At 69.5% G+C, this 22,197-nt stretch carries 16 protein-coding genes; 8 read left to right on the forward strand and 8 right to left on the reverse strand.

Annotation, left to right across the window (positions count from 1 at the left end; all coding sequences use genetic code 11):
• Positions 1-265 precede the first annotated feature (265 nt).
• The 4 genes from lanKC (at position 266) to ABT123_RS33760 (ending at position 6,173) form a co-directional block, all read left to right on the forward strand.
• On the forward strand, positions 266-2,854 hold the full coding sequence (gene lanKC / locus ABT123_RS33745; RefSeq protein WP_351321754.1) for a class III lanthionine synthetase LanKC: 2,589 nt from the start codon (positions 266-268) through the stop codon (positions 2,852-2,854).
• A 114-nt stretch (positions 2,855-2,968) separates the two neighbouring features.
• Entirely contained in the window at positions 2,969-3,079 is a 111-nt protein-coding gene (locus tag ABT123_RS33750; protein WP_351321756.1) for a SapB/AmfS family lanthipeptide, read from the forward strand.
• A 199-nt stretch (positions 3,080-3,278) separates the two neighbouring features.
• Positions 3,279-5,111: an ABC transporter ATP-binding protein gene (locus ABT123_RS33755; RefSeq protein WP_351321758.1), complete on the forward strand. Its 1,833-nt coding sequence runs from the start codon at positions 3,279-3,281 to the stop codon at positions 5,109-5,111.
• 378 nt (positions 5,112-5,489) lie between these two features.
• Positions 5,490-6,173, forward strand: a complete 684-nt coding sequence (locus ABT123_RS33760) for a hypothetical protein (RefSeq protein ID WP_351321760.1) — start codon at positions 5,490-5,492, stop codon at positions 6,171-6,173.
• A gap of 59 nt (positions 6,174-6,232) precedes the next feature.
• On the opposite strand, the gene ABT123_RS33765 is transcribed toward ABT123_RS33760, so the two are convergent.
• Positions 6,233-6,562, reverse strand: a complete 330-nt coding sequence (locus ABT123_RS33765; protein WP_351321762.1) for a hypothetical protein — start codon at positions 6,560-6,562, stop codon at positions 6,233-6,235.
• A 135-nt stretch (positions 6,563-6,697) separates the two neighbouring features.
• Positions 6,698-12,970 (reverse strand): DNRLRE domain-containing protein, encoded by a 6,273-nt coding sequence (locus tag ABT123_RS33770; RefSeq protein WP_351321764.1) that lies wholly within the window; start codon positions 12,968-12,970, stop codon positions 6,698-6,700.
• Between the two features lie 318 nt (positions 12,971-13,288).
• On the opposite strand from ABT123_RS33770, the gene ABT123_RS33775 reads away from it, so the two are divergent.
• The 3 genes from ABT123_RS33775 to ABT123_RS33785 all read left to right on the forward strand — a co-directional run bounded on the left by ABT123_RS33775 (position 13,289) and on the right by ABT123_RS33785 (position 15,467).
• Positions 13,289-13,513 (forward strand): winged helix-turn-helix domain-containing protein, encoded by a 225-nt coding sequence (locus ABT123_RS33775; protein WP_351321766.1) that lies wholly within the window; start codon positions 13,289-13,291, stop codon positions 13,511-13,513.
• Positions 13,514-13,971: 458 nt separating this feature from the next.
• Positions 13,972-14,709 (forward strand): ankyrin repeat domain-containing protein, encoded by a 738-nt coding sequence (locus ABT123_RS33780; RefSeq protein WP_351321768.1) that lies wholly within the window; start codon positions 13,972-13,974, stop codon positions 14,707-14,709.
• 263 nt (positions 14,710-14,972) lie between these two features.
• Positions 14,973-15,467, forward strand: coding sequence for a 2'-5' RNA ligase family protein (locus ABT123_RS33785; protein ID WP_351321770.1), 495 nt, complete (start codon positions 14,973-14,975; stop codon positions 15,465-15,467).
• A gap of 694 nt (positions 15,468-16,161) precedes the next feature.
• Here the strand turns inward: ABT123_RS33785 and ABT123_RS33790 are convergent.
• Positions 16,162-17,229, reverse strand: a complete 1,068-nt coding sequence (locus ABT123_RS33790; RefSeq protein WP_351321772.1) for an LLM class flavin-dependent oxidoreductase — start codon at positions 17,227-17,229, stop codon at positions 16,162-16,164.
• A 243-nt stretch (positions 17,230-17,472) separates the two neighbouring features.
• Between ABT123_RS33790 and ABT123_RS33795 the strand changes: the two genes are divergently transcribed.
• The gene (locus ABT123_RS33795) at positions 17,473-17,700 is read left to right on the forward strand and encodes a transposase family protein (RefSeq protein WP_351321774.1); all 228 of its coding nucleotides are present in this window, start codon (positions 17,473-17,475) and stop codon (positions 17,698-17,700) included.
• A gap of 60 nt (positions 17,701-17,760) precedes the next feature.
• Here ABT123_RS33795 and ABT123_RS33800 read toward each other — a convergent pair whose 3' ends face one another.
• From ABT123_RS33800 to ABT123_RS33820, 5 genes are all read right to left on the reverse strand, one after another.
• Entirely contained in the window at positions 17,761-18,384 is a 624-nt protein-coding gene (locus ABT123_RS33800; protein WP_351321776.1) for a hypothetical protein, read from the reverse strand.
• 179 nt (positions 18,385-18,563) lie between these two features.
• Positions 18,564-19,226: a hypothetical protein gene (locus ABT123_RS33805; RefSeq protein WP_351321778.1), complete on the reverse strand. Its 663-nt coding sequence runs from the start codon at positions 19,224-19,226 to the stop codon at positions 18,564-18,566.
• Complete coding sequence (locus tag ABT123_RS33810) at positions 19,226-19,690, reverse strand: DUF2199 domain-containing protein (RefSeq protein WP_351321784.1); 465 nt, start codon at positions 19,688-19,690, stop codon at positions 19,226-19,228. Before ABT123_RS33810 ends, ABT123_RS33805 begins: the two co-directional genes overlap by 1 nt.
• Positions 19,691-20,067: 377 nt before the next feature.
• Positions 20,068-20,364 (reverse strand): phage tail protein, encoded by a 297-nt coding sequence (locus tag ABT123_RS33815; RefSeq protein WP_351321786.1) that lies wholly within the window; start codon positions 20,362-20,364, stop codon positions 20,068-20,070.
• Positions 20,365-20,392: 28 nt separating this feature from the next.
• Positions 20,393-21,007 (reverse strand): hypothetical protein, encoded by a 615-nt coding sequence (locus tag ABT123_RS33820; RefSeq protein WP_351321780.1) that lies wholly within the window; start codon positions 21,005-21,007, stop codon positions 20,393-20,395.
• Between the last annotated feature and the right edge of the window lie 1,190 nt (positions 21,008-22,197).

Raw genomic sequence — 22,197 nt, forward strand, 5'->3', positions numbered from 1 at the left:
TCAGGGTCCACCGCGAAGCCCTCACCGGTCAGACCCCGATGCAGAAGCTCGGCGAGCATCCGCATGGCGAACAGCATCCATCCCGCAGGATCGCTGAAGCCCACCTGAAGAAGCCTCAGCAACCTTCAGCGTCTGTTCAGCCACCGGATGTCAGTGTCCTTCTCACCGGCCCAGGAGACGGGCACGGCAGCGGCCGTCGAAGCCGCGTGTACGGGGGGCGACATGACCGGTCGTCAGCCGGTCGTGAAGAGGAATCGGGGGAACGATGGACGCGCGGTACCAGGAGTTCTGTCTGGTCGACCCAGTGTTCTACGACACGCTGGCCCCCGGCGACGGCAGCGGTGACGAGTTCGAGATCCACCGCCGTCCGCTGCCGAAGGGCTGGCGGCGAATCGACCTGGAGGGCTGGCGCTCGTATGCGCCGCAGCATGCGCCGATGCCCTCCCAGGGCTGGAAGGTACATGCCTGCGCGACACCGCAGAACGCGCAGGCCACGGCGGCCACAGTGTGGGACTACTGCATCGCGCGCCAGCTGCCCTTCAAGATCGTGACGGGTCCGTTGCAGTACCTGATGAAGAACTCGAAGTACACCGACCGGGCAGGCAGCGGCAAGCTCGTCACCGTCTACCCGGCCGACGAGGAGGAGCTGCGGCGGGTGCTCGAAGGCCTCGGCGCACTCCTGGACGGATGGCCCGGCCCGTACATCCTCAGCGACCTGCGCTGGCGCGAAGGTCCGCTCTACGTGCGGTACGGCTCCTTCCTCCACCGCCCCTACGCCGACGACGCGGGGCAGGTCCACTCCGGCATCGAGGACCCGCAGGGACACCTCGTACCCGACCCCCGCGGACCGGTGTTCCGCACCCCGCCGTGGGTGACGGTCCCTGCCCTGCTTCAGCCGGAACTGGAGCGCAGGGGACGGCTGACCGTCGACGCCTTCCCCTACGAGATTGTGCGTGCCCTGCACTTCTCGAACGGCGGCGGTGTCTACGAGGCCAAGGCCCCGGCCACCGGCCGGAAGCTGATCGTCAAGGAGGCCCGGCGGCATGCCGGCCTGGACGCCGCGCAGCAGGACGCCGTCACCCGGCTGCGCCATGAACGCGACGTCCTCCAGCGGCTGAGCGGCCTGCCGTGCGTGCCGGCCCTGGTGGACTACCGCACGCTCGGCGAGAACGAGTACCTCGTCGAGGAGTTCTCCGACGGCGTGGCCCTCAACGACTGCTTCGGGCGGCGCAATCCGCTGATGAGGCCGGGCAGCACCCCGGCGGAGTACGCCTCGTACGGCCGGTGGGCTCAGAGCGTGTGGAGCGCTGTGGCGCAGGCCATCGAGGACATCCACGACCGTGGCATCGTCCACGGCGACCTGCACCCCTTCAACATCATCGTGCACGAGGACACGGCGCAGCCGCGCGTGGTCCTCGTCGACCTCGAGGTGAGCGCCCCCGTGGAACAGCCACGGCGCCCCACCTTGGAGCACCCCGGTTTCGGCGCGCCGGGAGACCGGCAGGGCTTCGCCGTGGACCACTACGCACTGGCCGCGCTGCGCCTGGCCCTCTTCATGCCTCTCACCACCTTGCTGCGGCTGGACCACGACAAGGCACACGACCTCGCCGACCTCATCGCCGCCACCTTCGACCTCCCGCGCCGCGACTTCGACGAAACAGTTGCCGTGCTGAGCGGCGAACCGCCCCCGACGAGTCCTCCGGGTGGTCGCGACCGCGATCTGCTCGCCCTGAGCCCGGGCGCGTGGCCGCGTACCCGGGACTCCCTGGCCGCTGCGATCAGCGCGAGCAGCACCCCGGATCGCACCGACCGGCTCTTCCCCGGCGACATCGAGCAGTTCACCGCACACGGTGGACTCGGCTTCGCCCACGGCGCCGCCGGCGTCCTGTGGGCACGGCATGTCAGCGGCACCGCCGCCGATCCCGACGGTGCCGCGTGGCTGGCCCGGCGCACCCGTGAAGCCGATCGGCGGATGCCACCGGGCTTCTACGACGGTGCCCACGGCATCGCCCACACCCTGTGGGAGCTCGGACACCTGGACCAGGCACTGGCCCTCGTCGAACGCACCGCACACCTTGACCCCGAACAGCTCGACAGCAGCCTGTACTCCGGCCTGTCGGGAATCGGCCTGAACCTGCTCACGTTCGCCCAGCACGGCCAAAGCGCGCTCTGTCGCTCCGCCGCCGAACGGATCGCCGCCCTGGTAAGCCGCCGCGTCGCCGCCCGGAACGCCCGAGCGGAGGCCGTCACCGGCACAGGACAGGTCGGCTTGATGCGCGGGGCCAGCGGCCCCGCGCTGTTCCTGACCGCCATGTTCGAAGCCGACGGTGACCCCTCCTGGCTCGACGCCGCCGCCACCGCCCTGCGCCTGGACCTGCGGCGCTGCGTCACCGACACCACCGGGAGCCTGAAGGTCAACGAGGGCTGGCGCGTGGTGCCCTACCTCAACACCGGCAGCGTCGGCATCGGCTTCGCCCTGCGGCGCTACCTCAGGCACCGCCCGGAGCCGGAACTGGCCGACGCACTACACGCCGCCGCGGGCGCGGCCCGCAGTTCGTTCTACGCGTTCAGCGGCCTCTTCGACGGACGCGCCGGCATGGTCCTCTTCCACGCCACCGGCGACCCTGCCGACCTTGCCGGCGCGGCCCAACCACCGGACGCGCTCGCCCAGCAGGTCCAGGCACTGAACTGGCACCGGCTGCACTGGCAGGGCCACCTGGCCTTCCCCGGCAACCAACTGCTGCGGCTGTCGATGGACCTGGCGTCCGGCAGCGCCGGAGTGCTGCTGGCCCTCGCAGCGGCCCACGGCGTCACCCACCACGGCCGGCCGGTGAGCCTGCCCTTCCTCCAGTGACGCCCCGCCCAGCCCAACCCAGCCCAACCCACGAGTTTCCCGGGTCGACCGGCCCGGGGAAGAGCGCCTCCCTCCGTACCGTGCGGGGCGAGGCCGGACCAAAGGAGCCGAACGATGAGCATGTACGACCTCCAGGGCCTGACGCAGCGCGAGGAGACCGAGGCCCAGATGGCCAGCGGCGGCAGCTGGTTCAACTGCAGTGGCGCCTCGTGGTTCATGTGCTGAACGGCTCACCGTCGCACGCTGACAGGGAGTGAGCCGAGGGCGTACGGCCGCGCACACCAGCGGCCGTACGCCCTCCACTCAGCGCGCGCCCTGTTGCGGCACGCCGCCCGCTGGACGCCCTGCGTGCCACCCCGTCCTCCGCCTGCGGTACGCCCTCGACCTGTTCACCGTACGCCGCCTTAGACAAGGGGACCCGCCCATGGCACCCGAGGACTCCTACGCGTCCCTCACCCGTTTCTTCGCCCGCCTCCGCGGCCGGGTCGTCCTGGCGGCCCTGCTCATCACCGTGAACGCGGCGGCAGCGGTGCTCCCGGCCTTCATCGCCCAACGCCTCATCGACGAAGGCGCGTTACGGGGAGACCTCTCCCGCGTCTACGTACTGGGGGCCGCCCTGGTGGCAGCGGGCCTGCTGGCCGCCGGCTCCGCGCTGGGTGAACGCTGGCTCGTGGTCCGCCTCGCCGAGGACGTGACCGTACGTCTGCGCTGTGACCTCTTCCAGCACCTGCAAGGCCAGTCCGACGCTTTCTTCAGCGCGGCGCGCGCCGGCGCCCTGGTCTCCCGGCTGAGTGGTGACGTCCAGGGCGTCCACGACCTCATCGCCCGTACGCTGCGCACGGCCGTCTCCTCCCTGGTGACGCTCGCCGTGACGGGCTTCGCGCTGTTCCTCCTCGACTGGCGGATCGCGCTGGCCGCCGCCGTGCTCATCCCGGTGGTGTACGCACTGACCGCGCATGCCGGCAGCGTGCTGCGGGGCATCGCCCAGAGGCAGTTGGCGGCCACCGCGGACCTCGACTCGCTGGCTGCCGAGCAGCTGAGCGCAGGTGGCGCGGAGACCATCCGGCTCTTCGCCGCAGCCCCCCGTGAGGCCACCCGCTTCCGAACCGCGGCGCTGCGGCTACGCGAGACGATGATGCGGGGCACGCTGCTGGACGCCCGGATCGGAGCGGCGCTGACTGTGGCGACCACGTCCGCAACCGCCGCGGTCTACGTCGGCGCCGGCGCGATGGTCAGCGGCGGCACCATGTCCGTGGGCACCCTCGTGGCAATGGCGAGCCTGCTCACGCTCCTGTACGGACCGGTGGCAGCCCTTCCCGTCTGCCGCCTGGAACTGGTCAGGGGACTGGTCAGCTTCGACCGGGTCCGAGAGATCATGCGTTTCGCGCCCCTGATCGCCGACCGCCCCGGCGCCCGTGACGTCGCCGGGACCGACGTGGCCTTCCTCGACGTCGCCTTCTCCTATCCTCCGCCGCAGCGCAACACCCCCGCGTCCCTACGGGCGGCCCCGACGGCCGGCGAGGAGGGAGAGGGCGGGGAAGCGAGCGAACCGCTCCCGGTGCTGCGCAACGTCACCTTCACCGCCAAGCCGGGCATGACGGTGGCGATCGTGGGCGGTTCGGGATCCGGGAAGTCCACCCTCGCCCGGCTGCTCACCCGCTCGTGGGAGCCCACCGCCGGCCGGATCGAGGTCGGGGGTCAGGACATCGCCGATCTCTCCCTCCACGGATTGCGCCGCCACATCGGCGTCGTCACGCAGGAGCCCTTCCTCTTCCACGGCAGCATCGCCGACAACCTCCGCCTGGCCCGCCCCGACGCCACAGACGACCAGCTGCTGGCCGCCTGCGCGACCGCCCAGGCCATGGATCTGGTCCAACGGCTCCCGGCAGGACTGGACACCGTGCTCGGCGACCGCGCCGTCCGACTCTCCGGGGGCGAGCGCCAACGACTCGCGATCGCCCGCATGCTGCTGTGGGAGCCACAGATCGTGGTCCTGGACGAGGCCACCTCGCACCTGGACAACGCCACCGAACGCGCCCTGCACCTGGCACTGCGTCCCTTCCTCAGCGAGCGCACCTGCCTGGTCATCGCGCACCGGCTGTCCACCGTCCGGCAAGCCGACCTGATTCTGGTCCTCCACAACGGGGAGATCAGCGAGCAGGGGTCCCACGACCAACTCGTCCGCCACGACGGCCCCTACCGCCGGCTCCTGAACGCCCAACCCGCGCGGCAGGCCGCCGGCGTGGACAGCCCTTAGAAACCGTCTCAACCGGCTTGATCCCCGGTCACGGCACATCACCCCGCGCATCACCCGCAAGGGCACCCGGGCAGCCTGCGGATGGATTTGTCGTGGCCGGCCCGCCTGCGGGGCGCTGCACGACTGCTGCGGTGCCGTTTCTGCGTCCTGGAGCCGGGAAGCACGGCAGGGGGCTGAGCCGGTGATGGAGAGGCATCCCAGTGGCGGCATCCGGTGCACGGGGCTGGCCCGGGCACGGCGGGTGGTGCATTGTCGGCGGCAGGGGCGACGGAGGTGTGACGCCCCGGATTGCGGTGGCCGCCCTCGGGATGGTTGGTGGCAGTGCACCTGCCGAGTGGAGGGTGGTGGTCCGGTACACGGCGGTAGGGGGAGACCATCATGGAGCGCAGGTGGATTGTTTGGACGCTGGCTGGGTTGGTCGTGGCAGGCGCGGCCGTCCTGGCTCTGTTTGTCCCGACAGCCGGGGCGTGGATCGTCGGCGCTGTGCTGGCGGGTGTCGCCGCCGCCATCGCCGGCGTCGTGACGCGTGCCACGGACAGGGGGCTGGAAGCAGGGCGCGAACTGGTGCTCGGTACTTCGGGGGGCTCCCCGATCGTCGTGTCCGTCAGTGAGAAGGGCGTCAACTACGGCGACGTGGTGGGCGATATGTGGCGGCGCAACGTGCCGGTGGGTTACGTCGTGGCCCTTCTGACCGTCGAGGCACCCACGCAGCGTGCCGTGATCCTGGAGGGCCTTGAGGCCGTGGTCGAGACCCGCGAGCTTCCACCATCGGTGGAAAATCGCGGTGCTGTGAGGTCGTCGTTCTCGGTGCGAGCGTTCGACGTAGACCTCGATCAGGATCCACCGGTCGTGGTGCCGCGCGGGGAGGACTTCCCCTTCAAAGTGTCCGCGTCGGACCCCGAGCGGATCGGCGTGGCAGCACAGGTGAACCGTTACGCCGTGACCTGGCATGTAGTGCTGCACTGGAGCTGTAACGGCGAAAGCGGCACCTTCAAGACTCGCACCATGTCTTTGGTGCCTGATCGCCCGGCATCGTCGAACGGGCAGACCCGGAACCAGTAGCGACCGCCAGCTTCACCGGGAGCGGCGCAACGCCGTGGCCCGGGGGCGAAGGTCACCCGTCAGCCGCGCAGGCAGCGTACCGCCTTCGCCGTGCCCCACAGCAGGAGGACGTTCACCGCGGCACCGCCCACCAGGTAGACCATCGGGCCGAAGGGGTTCGCGGTCTCCGGGGCCGAGGTCCCCAGGAGGGCGTTCAGGGGAAGGATCGCGAACACCGTGACCAGCAGCGAGCCCGGGAAGGACAGGAAGTAGAGCGCGGCCAGGTAGCCGTCGGCGGAGGCGCCGGCGATGCCGCGGGCCAGGCCGGCTGCGGCCATCAGCACCAGGTAGCCCAGGGCCAGGTTCCGCGGGGTGTGCGCGGAGCGGGCGGGGCGGGCGGTCGGGCTCATCGCGGTGGTCCGTCTTTCGGTGGAACAGCTCGGGGGGTATCGAGAGTACGGAGGGGCCCGCGGCCCCGGGAAGGGGTCGCGGGCCTACCCCGCTCCATTATTGAACATGTTCAGAGACGGAGCGGGGCTCCGGGTCTAGAACTTGTCGCGCACCACCTTGCGAAGGTTGGCGCCGAGCTTGTCCCAGTACTTCCGGCCGGCCTTCTCGTTGCAGGTCCGGTTGCAGATGGCGGCCAGGCCGCCGAGCCTGCCGCGGACCTCCAGCTTCATCCGGCCCTTCGACTTGTACAGGTCGAAGCCGATCCAGCCGCCCGGCCAGTCGGGGTGGCCGAAGCGGGCACCGAGCTGCAGGTAGCTCTTGCCGATGCTGTTGACGTTCAGCGGGAAGTACATCTCGATGCCCCACATCACCGGCCACAGCGTGAACTTCTGGCCCTCGTGCGTGATCTTGTTGGGGCGTCCGGGAATCGGGAAGACCGCCTTGAAGTGGTTCTTCCAGTACTTGAACACCGACTTGTCGGAGGCGCTGGTCCGGCCCAGGTCGTAGTACACGTAGTAGCTGGCGGTGCCGCTGATGTCACGGCAGCCGACCGGGTCGCCACTGCAGTAGGAGTAGGCGTTCGTGGCGCCCGCGTACTGCGGGTCGGCCTGGAGGAACCGGCCCGTGCCGGGCTCGTACGCCCGCACGCCGGTCAGCGAGAGGCCGCTGAGCGTCTCGCTGGAGACCTGTGCGCTGCCGTGCCAGCCGTAGCGGGCCGCGCCCGTGCCGTCCACCGGAACGCCGTACTCGTCGTAGCGCTGCACGACCGAGTTCGCCGGAGCGGCCAGGTCCAGCTGGACCGAGACGTCCCCGCGCAGGTTGGCGAACTGCAGCACCACTCCCCCGCCGGAGGTGACGGCGCCGAGCGAGCCGGCGATGTCGTTGACGAATCGGGTCACCGTGCCGTCGCTGTTCACCGCCCAGTCGGGGCTGCTGGACTCGTCACCGTAGTGCTGGGTGACGGTGCCGGTGGCCGACCAGGTGCCGTCCTCGGCGCGGGCCTGCGTCGTCGCGACCGCCATGCGGCCCACGCCGTCGAGGTCCCAGGTGCGCCGCTGGGTGCCGACCGTCTCGGTGCGCAGCACGTCGCCGGTGAAGTACTCCAGCGTCGTGCCGTCCTTGACGGTGGTGCGGCCCAGCGCGTCGTAGGCCCGGCCGGCGCCGACCAGGCGGTCCGCGCTGTCGTACGCGTAGGACGTGTCGGTGGTCACCGCGTCCGCGGTGCCCGGGTCGCAGTCGTCGCCGGTGACCGACTTCGAGGTGCGGTTGCGGTTGCCGTCGAAGGCGTAGTCACGGCTGGTGCAGCCGGAGCCGGTGGTGTCCACGGCTCGGGTCAGCCGGTCGGTGGCGTCGTAGGCGTAGTCCGTGGACACCGTGGTGCCGTCGGTCTGGGTACGGCCGACCTGCTGGCCGGAGATGCGGTACTCGGCCACGTCCGCGAGCACGGTGGTGCCGCTCGCGTCGGTGTACTCGCGGCCGGTCGTCCGGCCCACGGGGTCGGTCGTGACCTTCAGCTTGTAGCCGCCCGGCAGCGCCTGCGAGACGAGCCTGCCGTCCGCGTTGTACTGCGCGGTGAAGGCGCCGGCGACGGAGTCCGTCAGGGTGCCCAGGTCGCCTTCGGCGGTGTAGCCGTACGTGCTGGTGGCCTGGGTGGAGTCGGAGGACTTCACCGGACGGTCGAGGAGGTCGTACTCGGTCGTGGTGGTGTTGCCCGAGCCGTCGCTGTACGAGATCAGGCGGCCGAGGGTGTCGTACGCGTACGTGACCGTCTTCCCGCCCGCGGACTGCGTGAGCGTCCGGCCGGTGTCGCCGTCGAAGGTAAAGGTGGTCTCCGGGGTGGCGGTGCCCAGTCCCCCGGCGATCGAGGACTTCACGCGGCGGCCGGCGTCGTCGTAGGTGACGGTGCTGGTGCGGGTGACGCCGCTGGCCGTCTTGGCCGTGGAGGTGACGCCGCCCCAGCGGTTGTACGCGTACACGGTCGTGGCCAGCTCGGCCGGGTTGCTGCCGCCACCGGTGATGGCACCGGCCGGAGCGGTCTTGCAGAGCTTGCCGGCCCACTCGGGACGGGCGGCGCAGGTGCCGGTGCCGTCGGCCGTGTAGTACGTGTAGTTCAGCGTGCCTGCGTCACTGCCGTCGGAGGCGGCGAGGCTGGTCGAGGCCAGCTTGCCGTCGGCACGGTAGGTGGAGCGGGTCGCACCCAGCTGGGTGCCCTGGGGGTCCTTGTTCGCGATCTCCTCGCCGGTCGCCCAGTTGTACGTGGTGACCGTGGTGCGGACATCGGCGTCCTGGGCGTAGCCGTCGATCGCGGCGCCGGTGGACGAGGAGGTGACCTGTCCGGAGACGGCGGCGTCGGCGGGACGGCCCTCGTCGTGCTGGTACGCGGTGTGCGAGCGGGCGGCCACCTGCGCGCCCGCGGGCAGCGCCGGGTTGCCGCCGGAGGCTGCGACGGCGCTGCCGAGGGTGACCTGGTGCACCGGGCCATAGGCGTGCGTCATGCGCTGGCCGTCGGCCGTGTACTCGGAGGTGGTGGACAGCCGCTCGGCACGCTCGGCCGTGGGCAGGCCGGTCAGGCCGAGCGCGGCGAGCGTCGCGGCGGCGTCGGGGCCGGTGCCCAGGGCGAGTGCGCGGTTGGCGGCGCTGAGCGAGCCGACCGTGTTGCCGTAGCCGTCGAACTCGGTGGTGGACAGACCGCCGCCCGGGGTCGCCGTGTTGGTCTCGCGGCCGTTGGCGTCGACGTACGTCACGGTCGCCCGGCCGTAGCCGTCGGCGGCGAGGTCGGAGCCGGTGGAGGAGGCGGGGACGGAGTCCGCAGGGAAGACGGCCGTGGCGTCGGCCGGGACCTCGTCCTGCGCCCAGGTGTTGACGGCCGCGGCACCCATCTGGTGCGGCGCCTTGGCGCCGGTCAGCGGGACGTCGTAGACCACGGTGGTGGTCGAGGTGCCCTCGGTGGTGTTCGCGGTGCCCTGCTTGAGGGCGGCGCGGGTCACCTTGAGGAGCATGCCCTCGCCGGCGGTGAGGGAGGAGCCGGCCTTGCCGTAGTGGAAGTTCAGCGGCTGGTCGGCGCCCGACATCATCCAGAAGACCCGGTTGCCCGCGTCGTAGGAGTACTGGACCTGGGTGCCCTGCGAGTAGTGCGGGTTCCACTGCTGGCGCAGCCGGCCGCTCTTGTCGTAGCGGTAGCTGGACAGCGCCTCGTCACGGGCGGTGGACGCACCGGGGTCGGTGGCCCACAGCTTGATCTCCTTGACCTGGCCGGCGAAGTCGCCGAAGTCCGCGGCCGTGGACCAGCCGGTGGCCGTGGTGGTCGTCGCGTAGACGAACTCCACGACGCGGCATCCCTTGGTGGAGGGCGTGGCCTGGCAGGTCGCGGCCGGGACCGCCTCGGTCGGGGAGATCAGGTACTTCGGGCGGGCGACGGTGTCGGTGCCCTGGGTGACCGTCTCGGAGACGACGGTGACCGTCGAGTCGTCGGCGGCTGCGGCCGAGGTGGCCATCGTCCAGGTGGTGGCGGCCGGACCCGCCTTGGCGAACACGGTGACGGTGGCGTCCGTGTCCTTCAGGGTGAAGGTGGTGCCGGTCAGCGAACCGGTCAGGGTCAGCGTGCCGGCGCCCGCCTCGGGCTCCCAGCCGCCGCCGGCCGTGGCCGTGAAGGCGGTGGAGTCGCCGGAGGCGGTCAGGATCTCGACGGAGGTCGCCGAGGTCTTGCGCAGCTGGGTGTAGCCGCTGCCGGAGGTTTCGGCGCTGACGGAGGAGACCCAGCCCGGGCCGAAGATGGCTGCCTGGCCCTCGGAGTCCGCCGGGTTGGCCCGCGAGGACGCGGTCCGGTTGACGGAGACCTCGAAGGCCTGGACGTCCTTGGCGCCGAGCTTGTAGTCGCCGGTCAGCAGGTTCAGGGAACCGGGGCCGACCTGGGCGGAGGGTGCCTCGCCCGCGTTGCGGTCGACGACGACCGCGGCCTCCGGGGAGGCGTCCGTGGTGGTGCCGTCGGTGAAGACCGCGCGCACGTCGACGGAGCCGTCGTTGCTGAGGGTGTCGGTGACGTTCCACCACAGCGAGGCGGGCTTGCCTCCGGTGACGGCGACGGGCCAGCCGGCGACGGCGGTGCCGTCGGAGCTGCGCCGGACGTCGGCGGCGGGCACGTCCTTCCAGGCATCGGCCTCACCGTGGCGGTACTGGTACCGCACTCCGGTGTACGTGGTCTTGCCCTCGGCCATCAGGACGGCGCGGCGCGCGGGCCGGTCGCCTTCGGCGGGGGAGGTCAGCGCCGCGCCCTTGCCGGCCGAGAAGGCGTACGTGACGTCGGCGGAGGCATTGCCGGCGGCGTCACGGGTGTGCGCGGTGACGGTGTGCGGGCCTGCCTTGAAGAGGAGCGTCTTCGAGACGGGGGCTCCGGTCGTCGCGACGGTCACCCAGGCACCGGAGTCCAGCTTGTACTGGATGTCCTTCACGTCGCTGGTGGGCGGGGTGAAGGTGAAGCTGCCGGAGAAGTCGCCGGCTGCGTTCGGGGTGCCGGACCAGGCGCCGGCCGGGAAGTCGCCGGAGGAGACGGCGGTGTTGCCGGGCTTGACGGTGTCGACGGTGAAGGTCTGCCAGGCGGACCAGGTGCCGTTCCAGGTGTTGCCGTCGTAGACGGCGGCACGCCACTTGTAGCTGCCCGGGGCGAGGGCCGTGGCCGCCGTCCAGGGGGCGGCCACGCCGGAGGCGGTGAACGCGGACTTGCCGGTCTGCAGGACGGTGGTGCCGGTGGAGGTCCAGATCTCGTAGGTGAGCTGGACCGTGTTGCCGTCCGCGTCGGTGGCCTTGCCGGTCAGGGTCGGAGTGGTGTCCGAGGTGACGGCTCCGGAGAGCGGCGAGACGGGGGTGGCGGCGCCCGGCTTGGTGTTGTAGTTGACCGTCAGCGAGGGCTCGTACGTGGCGTTGTGCGATCCGTCGGTCTGGTTCGCCGAGTGGTAGCGGCGCCAGGTGAGGATGTCGGTCTCGTCGACGGCCGCGATGCGCACGCCGTAGTTCGGCTGGCCGTCGGCCCAGGCCTGGACGATCGCGTCGATGTCCCAGGAGACGTGGCCGGCCGGGCAGGAGGTGCTGTAGCCCTTGGCCGCGGTGGAGGTCACCGCCCCGGTCGCGGTCGCACCGGGCTGGTTGGTCCAGGTGATGGCCGCGGGGTCCCAGGCGGCGGTGATCCGGCGGACCTGGTTGCCGGAGCCGGTGGTGGCGCAGGTGGAGGAGTAGTACGAGTACAGGCGCAGGTCCGTGTCGAGGATCTGCTTGCCCTTGTACTTGTCCACGTTGAACTGGAGGAAGGAGCGGGCCTTCTCCGCGCCGTTGTACGTACCCGCCTTCAGCTCGGTCGAGCCGCGCTGGCTGGTGAGGTAGTCGTCGTACTGGATCCAGGTGTCGGTGACCGGACCCATGAGCGAGTCGGTGGGGTCGATGGTCACCGGGTAGGTGAGGTTCGGGTCGTTCAGGAACGTCAGGCTGGGCTTGAGCACCAGGACCTGGCCCTTGCCGTTCTTGGCCTGCTCGATCTCGACCTCGACGGGGGCGATGTGCTCGGCGTCGCCGGAGGCGCGGTCGTAGGAGGAGTCCCACATGACCGGGGCGGGGGCGGTCGCCTTGGCGGAGTTCGCCGCGTCGTTCCAGCGCAGCCGCTTGTCGGCGGTCTCGGTGAGCTTCAGGCCGGTGGCCTCGACCGGGATCCGGTACTCCACGGCCGTCTTGGGCGCCTCGTGGAGGACGACCGAGTGGGAGAAACCTTCCTTCAGGGCGGTGACGACGAGGTCGCCCCCACCCGCAACGGCGTTCTTGTACGTCGCCGTCGACCCCTTCAGCTGCGGAGCGGGCAGCTTGCCCTCCCAGCCGATGCCGAGGGAGTGCTTTCCGCGGCCGACCTTGACCAGGGTCTCGCCCGAACCGCCGTCCGAGAGCGCGACATCGGCGGCAGCGGCCTTGGGGCGCACGATGTCGCCGGTGTCGACGAGGCTGGTGTCGATCGGCTTCCAGTTGCCCTGCGCGTCCTTGACGCGTATGGGGCCGGTGTAGCTCTCGACGGTCGTGTTGCCATTCGGCTGTGCAAACGTCGTGGTCGAGTCGGTGCGCTCGTCCAGGATCTCGATGCGGCGCTTCTGCAGCCGGGCGAGGAGGTGTGCGGTGGCCGCGTCCTGCGCCTCGGCGGGACCGAGGGCGGGCTTGGCCGCGGGGGCCGCGGGCGAGGCGGGGGCGGGGGCGGCCGTCGCCTGCGCGATGAGGACGGCCTGGGCGGCGAGGACGGCCGCCGTGGCGCCTGCGACGGCCTTGAGCCGCCATGGCGCCCGCACCCCGGCAGCCGGAGAGGAATTCTCTCCCGCCGGGGATATGGAAGGTTGGTTCACTGAGAGTCTTTCTCAAGTAACAGTAAAAACGGAGGTGATCCTCCCACTTCCCTGTTGCAACAACAACGCACCCCAGCAGGCACGTTGCGCAGCTCACATCCACTCCCCCACGAAACAGCCAAATCGCCCGCTGAATTCAGCATGAGCGCCCCCAAGTCCCCTTTGAAGACACAAAGAGGAGAAAAAACCGGACAATGTGATGTCCCGGCACTTCAGCGACGGAGTCCCTTCCCCTCCCCGACCGGCCCGGGAAGGGATCCGGTCCGGGCGCCGCGGAGAGCTCAGAAGTGTGTTGTCCAGCAGTTGGCTCGGCTGGTGATGTCCGTTCCCTCTTGCGTGCAGGTGGTCACCTTGTCAACGCTTCTCGGGCGCACCCGGGCGGTCGTACTGTGTGTGATAGCCGACCATCCGGCGTGCACGACGACGCAGCTCGCGCAGAGGGCCGGGATTTCGCCGGCCAGCGCCAGCGAGCACGCCACCACGCTGCGCGGCGCCGGACTGACCGCCCTCACCCGGGAGCGAAAGCCGCCCTCCACACACTGACCCATCTGGGCCTGACCCTGCTCAACTCCAACGGTTCGGCTCCGGCCGGCGCCTGAGCACGCGCGGGCCGGCCGGTGGGGCACTCGTCAGGGGCGCTGTACGGGCCGACTGAGCTGCTTGAAGTGCTTCCAGGGGCCGGTCAGGTCCCGCTGGCCTTCACTGACTCAGGTCATGTGGCCCTCCGGCGGCAGCTGTCGACCACGTGATCAACCCGGGCGGCCAGTACGGCCGGTGCCCGCACTTCGCCCAGCACCGCCACGGGCTCGCGCCCGGCGCGGTCAGCCGGCGCAACGGGCACCTCGAACTCCCTGGCCTCCAACTCGGCCGGCGCGTCGGCGTCCGCGTCGGTGGACCAGCCGGAAAATGCGTCCTCCCCCCTCCTCGGCATCGCCGGCCAGGAAGGCCCACGGGCCCATCGAGGCGGAACAGGTGCCTACCACCCCCGGATCGACCAGCAGATGACGACCCTGAAGGCCATCGTCGACCGGGGGGAAACTCAACAACGACAACGAGCAGCATGGCGGACGCTGAAGGCCGAGATCGCGGCGACCGTCCGTCAACGAAGTCGGACGGCCGGAGATGATCCGGGTATGGACATAACAGATCAGCTGACGCGGGCTGCGGAGAACGGCGATGCAGCTGCGGTGGCGTGGCTGCTGGGCGTGGGAGCCGGGGTGGATGCCCGCAACAGTGTCCGGCGTATTGCGCTGGAACTCGCGGTGAGCGCGGGGCATGCCGAGACCGTCCGCCTGCTCCTTGCCTCGGGGGCGGATCCGTGTCGGCCGGCCGGGGAGTACGAGGAGTTGACGCCGCTGCTTCTGGCGGCGATGCTCCCCAACGCCGAGGTGGTCAAGGCTCTGCTCGCCGCTGGGGCCTCTTTGGGTGCCCAGGGCCTGGTGGACTATGTACCGCTGGTGGTGGCAGCGACGAGCGGAGAGCAGGGCTACCCGCAGATTGTGGTCTTGTTCCTGGAGCACGGCGCGGACATCAACGCCGTGATGAGGGGCAGGACAGCTCTCGAGCTGGCCATTGGCGGCGGAAAGGTGCAGATGGCGCGCTGGCTGCTCGGCCGCGGCGCGAAACCCACGAGGTATGCCTTGAGCCTGGCCTACCACCAAGCACGGCAGTCACCAGAGGCCGTGGGCAGGTACGCCGTCGTGATCAACGCCCTACATGCCGCGAGGCTTACGGAGTGACCCCTGCCGCCCGGCTTCGCTGACAATCGGTCCAGACACGATGTCGAGGCCACAACCGGCCAGGCCGCCGCGACTACCCTGCCCTGCCCTGGCACCGAGCGGACCCGGCTGGCTGTGGTGCGCAGGTGCGGCCGGCTCGAACCTGAGCCAGAGCCAGACCCCCAAGCACCCCGAAGAACTCAGTCTGGCGAAGCCGGGACCCATACCTGGCCTGCGATGATGATGGAGTGCCAGAGCCAGGGACCACTGCCGTCGTCATTGTCTTGCCCGATGCCGCCCCGCTCCTCGATGCGGCGTGGCGTATCGACCCGGTTCTGGTGCGTCGTGGGGTGCCGGCGCACGTCTCGCTCCTCTACCCGTTCGTGCCGGAATCGGCGCTGACAGGTCAGGACGAGAAGAGCGTGCGTTCCCTGGCGGCGAGTTTTCCGGCAGCTGATCTGCTATTGGAGGAGGTCGTGACGGCGTCGTCCGGCTTCGTCGCCGTCACCGTTCCGGGGCTCCAACCGATCGTCGACGCGTTCCGCGCCCAGTGGCCCGGGTTGCGCCCGTACACGGGCCGCTTCGGGGCGCGGCCCGCCGCCCATGTCACGGTCGCAATGGGTGCAGACAACCCGACAGCTGCCGCCCATGTCCACGCTGCGATCGACAGCCTGCTACCGCTGCGCACCCGTGCGGCGGCGGTCCAGCTGGTGGTGCTGACGGAGGATGGCTGGCAGTCGCGGTTCACCGCGCCGCTCGGCGTCCCGGACGGGCCGTGAACACCAACCACCAGTCCCTCCCTCCCCCCTGGCCGCGACCACAGCCCGAACCGGCACCCCACCCTTGGCCACATCCCGAGGACCAGCGGAACTGCGCACACGACCAAACAACCTGCACAGCCACACCCCAGACCGAGAATCACCCAGACCAGACGGCCGACGCCCCCGACCCAGCACAGATGCAGCTACCCACCGGTACCACCAAGCCGCTCAACCAAACTGCGAAACCCCAAGTCACAAACATCACCACTACCCAGATGCGCTGACCAACGACATCAGTGTCGTGGACCAGTGAAACCGCACTGTGCCTGTGCTATTCAGCGCGTGGTTCACCCGTGTTTCGGCGCAGATCAGGGAAGTCGTACCGCACAGCAGATCGGGTGGTGGGGCTGGCGGAGCATGTTGGCCAAGAGCAGGACGCCCGTGGCGCCGAAGAGGCTCACCTCACGACCGCGCGCTACCTCGGCTGGGGCGAACTAGCGTGGAAAGAGGTGACACAGGTCCGCGTTGTCACACTCGCGAGAGCGGCTCAAGACAAAGCCTTAAACCAGTCATTCGTTCAACAGGGGATGACTCATGAGGAAGAGATCGATTATCACTGCCGCCGCCGCATCCCTGATGATCCTGCCCTTCCCTAGTGGCCCGGCCGTCGCAGGAGCGTCACATTGCAGCTCGCAGCCGTTCAATACCTCTCTCAGGTGAGGAGTTTCGCGAGCAGGGCCATCTCGGTGGACGGGTCGATCACCGGCTGGATGAGGAGTTCGTCGACGCCAGCCTGTTCCAGGGTGGTGATACGGGCGAGGAGGTCGTCGCGGGTGCCGACCAGGGCCAGGGTGTTCATCAGCGAGGGCAGAACCAGGTCCCGGTCCTGCGGTGCGATGCGTCCGAGGTAGTTGGGGTAGAGCTTGGTGTGCCGGTTCGGTGCGGTGGCGGTGGTGCCGCGCCGGTCGAGGAGCCGCCGCACCGCCTCGCGTTCCTCGGGGCGGAGTTGCCCGGCGAAGGCGGGTGTGTCGGCGGCTGTGTCGGCGGCGAAGGCCAGCAGCGACAGGACGAGGTGGCCCGTCGCGTCCCGGGCCGCGTCGCCGTGGGGGTCCTCGTCCTCGTCGAGTAGGTGGAGCGAGGTGACCACGTAGGAGTCCGCGTGGGAGTCGGGGGCGCGGGGTGTGCCCTGGGCGGCGTGGCGGCGGGTGTCGTGCAGCGCGTGCCAGGCGGTGGGGTCCAGCAGGCCGAAGGAGATGAGGCCGGTGCCGCGGCGGCCGGCGACGGTGGCGGCCTTCGGTCCGAGCAGCGCGGCCACGACGAACTCGATCGGGTCGGCGGTGTTCACGTGCGACCCGGCGTGCAGGAACCGGATGTCGCGGACCCGGTCACCTTCGCGGTACTCGGTCGAACGTCCGGCGCACAGGTCCTGTAGTGCGACGGTGAAGTTCTCCAGGCTGGCCGCCGTGGTCGGCCGCATGCCCAGGGTGCGCCGCGCGGTGTTTCCGGTGCCGACTCCGCAGATGATCCGGCCCGGTGCCAGAGCGTTGAGGCTGGCGAGCCCGCTCGCGGCGGCCGGGGCCGAGCGCAGCGCCGGTGAGGTCACGCCGATGCCGAGCCTGATGCGGCTGGTGGCCTTCGCACACAGGCTCAAGGCGACGAAGGGGTCGCCGTGGACCATTGGGGTGTCGTTGACCCAGAAGCTGTGCAAGCCCAACTGCTCGGCCCGCACGGCGAGGTCCTCCACACCGGGCTGCGCGGCGACAACGACGCCTGCACGCATCAAAACCTCCAAGGTGTGAGGATCGAATCGAACCTGCTCCGCATGGCAGGTCCCGGCGCAGGGCGGTTGCGGAGTCGCGTGATCTTGTAGCGTCGCAGGGCGGGGTGGCCGTGCCTGACGCAATGAAACCCCTTTGATGTAGATGACCTTCCCAAGTCGTCTGCCTGCAAAGGAACTTCACTGTGCCGTCAGTCTGCCATGCCGTGTCTCGTCAAGACTCTGCCGCCGCACCGGGTGGCGGGCATGTCGCTGACGGAGCGGCTGGTCAGGTTGCCGGACCCGCATCGTAGGCGGGGAGTATGTCATCCGTTCGTGAGTGTGGTGCTGATCGCGGCGTCCGCGGTAGTGGCCGGCGCCCGCTCATACACGGCGATCGGGCAATGGCCGCTGCGGCCCCGCAGACCGCCCTGGCCCGGCTGGGTGCCGGGTCGGCGCCTTCGCGGTGCGTATCGCGCCCAATGCACAGGGTGATGGCGACGGCGCCGTACACCGCTTCACGAGCAACCACGCCAGCAACTCGGCCCACTCTCTCTATCCGTTGCTCAGCGGTGATCCCCACCTGGGATCGTGCGAGGGCCTTCTCGTCAGGTGGCCGATCAGGTGCTGCGCCGATGCGGTGGCGGTAGCTTGCGGGGCACCCACCTCAGTCAGTGCCGTGCTGATTCTTGGCAGTGCCGCCGCCGGTATGTCCAGGTCGTTGAAGAGCGGAAGGATCAGGAGGAGTCGTGCGGGCATGTCCTGGACCCCTTCGGCCGCGCAGGACGGAGTGTCGGCGATTCGGACCAGTTCCTGCCATGCCAGCCCGCTCCCCGACAAGTGGCCTTCCCAGTTGGCAATCTGCTGGGCGTAGCTGCGGCCTGGGTGGGTGAGAAGGTAGTCGATGCCGTAGTCGCCGACCAGGTTGCGGTGGATCACCACAACTCCGGGACCGTCGGCGGCGGGCACGCGGAAGACGGGCCAGCGCTCGGGATCGAAAAGCGTCTCGGACAGGGCATCGGCATCAGCGCCGTCATCGCCGAACCAATCCGGAACTGGACGCTCAACACACGTCCCGTCACCGCACATCGCCATGAGGTAGTTCGACCAGAAGCCGGGGCGAGCCAGCAACGGCTCCCCGGCAACCAGCGGGCCGTCGTCGTATCCCTGAATCAACACGCCGTAAGAGTGTCACCAGCCACCGACACAGCCCGATGCGGGCACTGCCGGCTGAGCGCGACCCAACCGACACCCGTGATCCACTCAGAGCCAGGTCGGCATCCCCCACGTGGTCGGAGCTCACGCTCGTGGCCGGTCTGGCCAACCAGGTGCTCAGACCCGGCGGAGACGTGGAGCGGTCAGCCGCCGTGAAGGCCCCACTCGTCGAGGCCGCCGTAGACGTGAGCTTCGAGGCACTGAGGAGCGTCAAGACCGACGGCCTCGCCTCGGTAGAGGGCAATCAGCGAGTCGCTGCCCCGCCACCAGGTGTCGGTCACGCCCTGTACTTCAGGTACCGGCTCGTACCCGCCGAGGTCCAGGGACTCGACAGCCTTGCCGGTGATCTTCGTTATGGTCTTGGCCCAGCGTCCGGCATGGGCGGCCAGCGCCAGGGATTCCACCCATCCGTCTGTGCTGGTGTGCAGGGGTGTCCAGCGGTGAGCGTCGATCCCGAACGCGCCTTCGGGGCCGATCATGAATCCGTAGGCCATGGAGACCCGGCAGCTCCCGGCCGGGATCCACCAGCCCTCCGCGGCCGACCCCTTGGGACAACCGGAGTTCAGGATGCGCGGGCCGCCCTCGTACGCCGGGGCCGGCGGGAGGGCGATGCCGCCCCAGCGATCCTGGAAGGCCTCGGCCCGGTCGATCTCCGCAGCGGGGATGCCGTGCCCGATCCACGCGTCGCGGTGGCGTCGAATGTTGGGTCCGGGGACACGGATGCCGTCAACCCCGACGAACCGCTGGGCCCTGCGGCTCAGGCCGGCAGGCACGACCGGGATCGGCGATACAGAGCTGCCGGCCATCACCGCTGGTCGCTGTCACTGGAGTGGAGCACGGCTGCCGCGATCTCCCGTACGCGGTCGAGAGTGATCCCCTTGCGCTGTTCGAGGGCGAGAGGGTGGTCGGTGGGCTCGAGCTCGACGTAGGGGCGCTCACCAACCGGCCGGGTGTGCACGTGGGTCTTGAGATTGAGGGTCGTGGGCACGTAGACCGGCAGTTCGGTGGTGAGCCAGGCGAAGTGTGGCTTCTCGTCCTCGCGGCCTGCTCTGTCCCACAGGTCTGCCACGCGGGAGAAGTTCTCGCAGCTGAGCGAGACCCAGACACCCCAGGAAAAGACCTCGTCGCTGCCGATGACCGGTATCTCGATCAGACCCTTGACGAAGTAGTGCTGCGCACGGATTACACACTGGTCCGGTGAGAGCAGGCAGTCGTCGGCGTCTGCGAAGACTGGATCCCACACGGCTGGGGCGTCGGCCGAGTAGTTCATCGGCAGCTCAGGACGATGGGCACCACAGCACGAGCAGGTGAATCCGAGGTCACTGGTCATGCCGCCGAGCCTAGTGACGGGCCCCGGCACCACCTCACCCGGGCGCCCCTCCGCCCGCCTGCCCTGCGGGGCATTTGCCCGCTGCTCACCCAGGCCAAGTAATCGCTGGTTCAGAGAAGTCACCAGCCCGAACGACAGAACGTCCTCCAAACCGGCCTGGCCATCACACCCACCGCCTCGACACCGAGCCACATCCCCTCAGCCATACGTCTGCCCGCTCAGAATCCCAGCACCCCTCCCCAGCCGAAACGCCTGGCCGGCCCCACTGCGCCCGGGTCTGCGCGGACTTCCCGAGCCGGGTCAGTGCCGTCGGCGTGCTACTCGATGGTGATCTCCGAGTAGGCAATGGTGACGGTCTCTTTTGCCGGCTCGCCACTGGACGCATCCAGGCCCGCGCCGTCCCAGCGGGTGACCCGGGCGCGGTTGAGCGTGATGCGGTGCGCCGGCTGCCCCTTCTCGTCGTACTGCGTGACAGTCAGGTCCGGGTGCTCCTCGTCGGGCTTCTGCTCGGCCAAGGTCGTCTTCACCCAGTCAGTGAAGACCTGGCTCTTGTCCACCCCGCGGACGACGGTGACGTCTGCGTTTTGTGGGTTGCCGGCCGGCTTCCTGATGATCGTCTGCGGGTGGGAGGCTTCGCTGCGTCTACGGTGCCAGCTCCTTCTTCACCTTCTCGACATGCGGCCCGGCCTCCTGCGCCGGCATCCTCCAGCGGTAGGCCTGACCCTCGCCGTCGTTGTACAGGAGTGTGCCACCGGCTTGGGCCTTGGTCAGGTCGAAGACCGCGTCGTCGAAAACGAATGTGCCGGGCTGGACATCGCCGCCATGGTTGAACGACCCAGCGACGACATTGAAGGCCGCACCATTCCCCTGCTCAATGGCCTCCCTGTTCGGCGCCACCCAACTCCAGCCCCCGCCACTGATCGGCACAGCCGGGGACGCGGAGACCGCAGTTGTCGGGCGCAGCTTGACGACCACGTGGGCGAACAGCTCGTTCTCCGGCTCTTGGCTGCCACCCTGCGGCAGATAGACCACCGTCATGGGAGTGATCTCCAGGCGTCCCTGCCCATTGACGCCGACGGTCTCGGCGGATGTGCCGAGTTCCATTGTTGGCGCCACATCCGGTCCCGGCACCGCCGGGATGCTCGCGGACGGCACAGTTGCCGGGCTGGAATGCTTCGCCCCGGCGGGCTTCTCGCTGGTGCACGCGGACAGTGCTGCCACGGCCAGGACGAGAGCGAGAATCGGACGTCTGTTCATGGTGCCCCCTTGGACTAAGACGGCGAACGTAACGCGGGGAGATCGCGGAGGCAGGGTTGTTGCCGAACCGCGACCTCCAGATGTGCGCGGCAGCGATAACCACCGCATAGAAGCGGCTGCCAGTAGCATCAGGGCGCGCAAGGAGGCCGAACAGCCGCGCAGGCCGGCCCGCGGACATCTGCGCAGCGTGCACTGATCGCCGGATCTCGCGGTCCGGGAACAGGCGGTTCCCACTCTCGGAGGGGCGGGCGCCGCCCTTCTGCCGTCTTGGGGTGCAGGAGGAAGTGCCCGGCGTGGTTGCGCTTCAGTCGGCCCGGGTACAGGTCAGTCCGGATCCGTCACGAAGGACATGCTGCTCCTCAACATCGTGGTGGACTGGGCACCCGGCCGGGACGTGATCACAAAGATCGTTGTGGCCGCAGGCACTACCAGTCCGCGTCTTCCGATGTGCCGTGCAATCGCGACGGTGTTGAGACGGCATACAGATCGTTCTACCTGCCCGTTTTGAGTTTTCGGCGCAGGAGACTGCCAGCGGGTGAGGCCGAGGATGCCGCAGCGGAAGTGTTCACTACCGCGTGGCGGCGTTGGTCGGAACTGCGTGGGGAGCCATTGCCGTGGCTGTACGGCATCGCGGGGGCGGGTCGCCGCGAACGCTATTCGGGTCTGCCGACAGGGCCGGCCGTCTCCAGAGACGCCTCGAATCAGATCGAGCCGGGCTTGGCACACCGCAGTTCTCCCCGGCTCGCCCCACATCCAGCAGCTTGCCGGACACTTCGACACCCAGGCAGGTCGACTTGACCGTGTCCTTGAACCCGACGATCTCGACCTATGGCCGCTGCCCTCATCAGCTCGCGGAGCGCCGAGATCACCCGAATGAGCAAGCTCCGCGGCTAGAGCTGACCCCGTCGGCCGGGGATCCCCACGGGCTCAGTGAGGATCCCCAGCCTTGTCCGTCCGGTCCTTCCTTCCGGAACCGGTCAGAACTGCCGCTCGGTACGCCAAGTCGCCTGACTGGAGGGGTGGTGGGCTGTTGACTTGTTGGTTCACTCTTGTGAGTTATGGTGCGTTTGGGTGAGTGTCGTTACCGTCGGGTGCATGAACCTCAAGGGAGTGGGCGAAGGCGCAGGGTGTGCATCCGCAGACTGCGTATCGCTGGTCCCGTGAGGGCACTTTGCCGGTGCCGGCCCAGA

Source organism: Streptomyces sp. NPDC002054, from assembly GCF_040296685.1.
In the GTDB taxonomy this organism is placed as follows: domain Bacteria; phylum Actinomycetota; class Actinomycetes; order Streptomycetales; family Streptomycetaceae; genus Streptomyces.

Bases quoted from the DNA above. Each gene is read 5' to 3' on its own strand.
- lanKC (WP_351321754.1), top strand. From the start codon at position 266: ATGGACGCGCGGTACCAGGAGTTCTGTCTGGTCGACCCAGTGTTCTAC.
- ABT123_RS33750 (WP_351321756.1), top strand. From the start codon at position 2,969: ATGAGCATGTACGACCTCCAGGGCCTGACGCAGCGCGAGGAGACCGAG.
- ABT123_RS33755 (WP_351321758.1), top strand. From the start codon at position 3,279: ATGGCACCCGAGGACTCCTACGCGTCCCTCACCCGTTTCTTCGCCCGC.
- ABT123_RS33760 (WP_351321760.1), top strand. From the start codon at position 5,490: ATGGAGCGCAGGTGGATTGTTTGGACGCTGGCTGGGTTGGTCGTGGCA.
- ABT123_RS33765 (WP_351321762.1), bottom strand. From the start codon at position 6,562: ATGAGCCCGACCGCCCGCCCCGCCCGCTCCGCGCACACCCCGCGGAAC.
- ABT123_RS33775 (WP_351321766.1), top strand. From the start codon at position 13,289: ATGTCCGTTCCCTCTTGCGTGCAGGTGGTCACCTTGTCAACGCTTCTC.
- ABT123_RS33780 (WP_351321768.1), top strand. From the start codon at position 13,972: ATGACGACCCTGAAGGCCATCGTCGACCGGGGGGAAACTCAACAACGA.
- ABT123_RS33790 (WP_351321772.1), bottom strand. From the start codon at position 17,229: ATGCGTGCAGGCGTCGTTGTCGCCGCGCAGCCCGGTGTGGAGGACCTC.
- ABT123_RS33795 (WP_351321774.1), top strand. From the start codon at position 17,473: ATGTCGCTGACGGAGCGGCTGGTCAGGTTGCCGGACCCGCATCGTAGG.
- ABT123_RS33805 (WP_351321778.1), bottom strand. From the start codon at position 19,226: ATGGCCGGCAGCTCTGTATCGCCGATCCCGGTCGTGCCTGCCGGCCTG.
- ABT123_RS33810 (WP_351321784.1), bottom strand. From the start codon at position 19,690: ATGAACTACTCGGCCGACGCCCCAGCCGTGTGGGATCCAGTCTTCGCA.
- ABT123_RS33820 (WP_351321780.1), bottom strand. From the start codon at position 21,007: ATGAACAGACGTCCGATTCTCGCTCTCGTCCTGGCCGTGGCAGCACTG.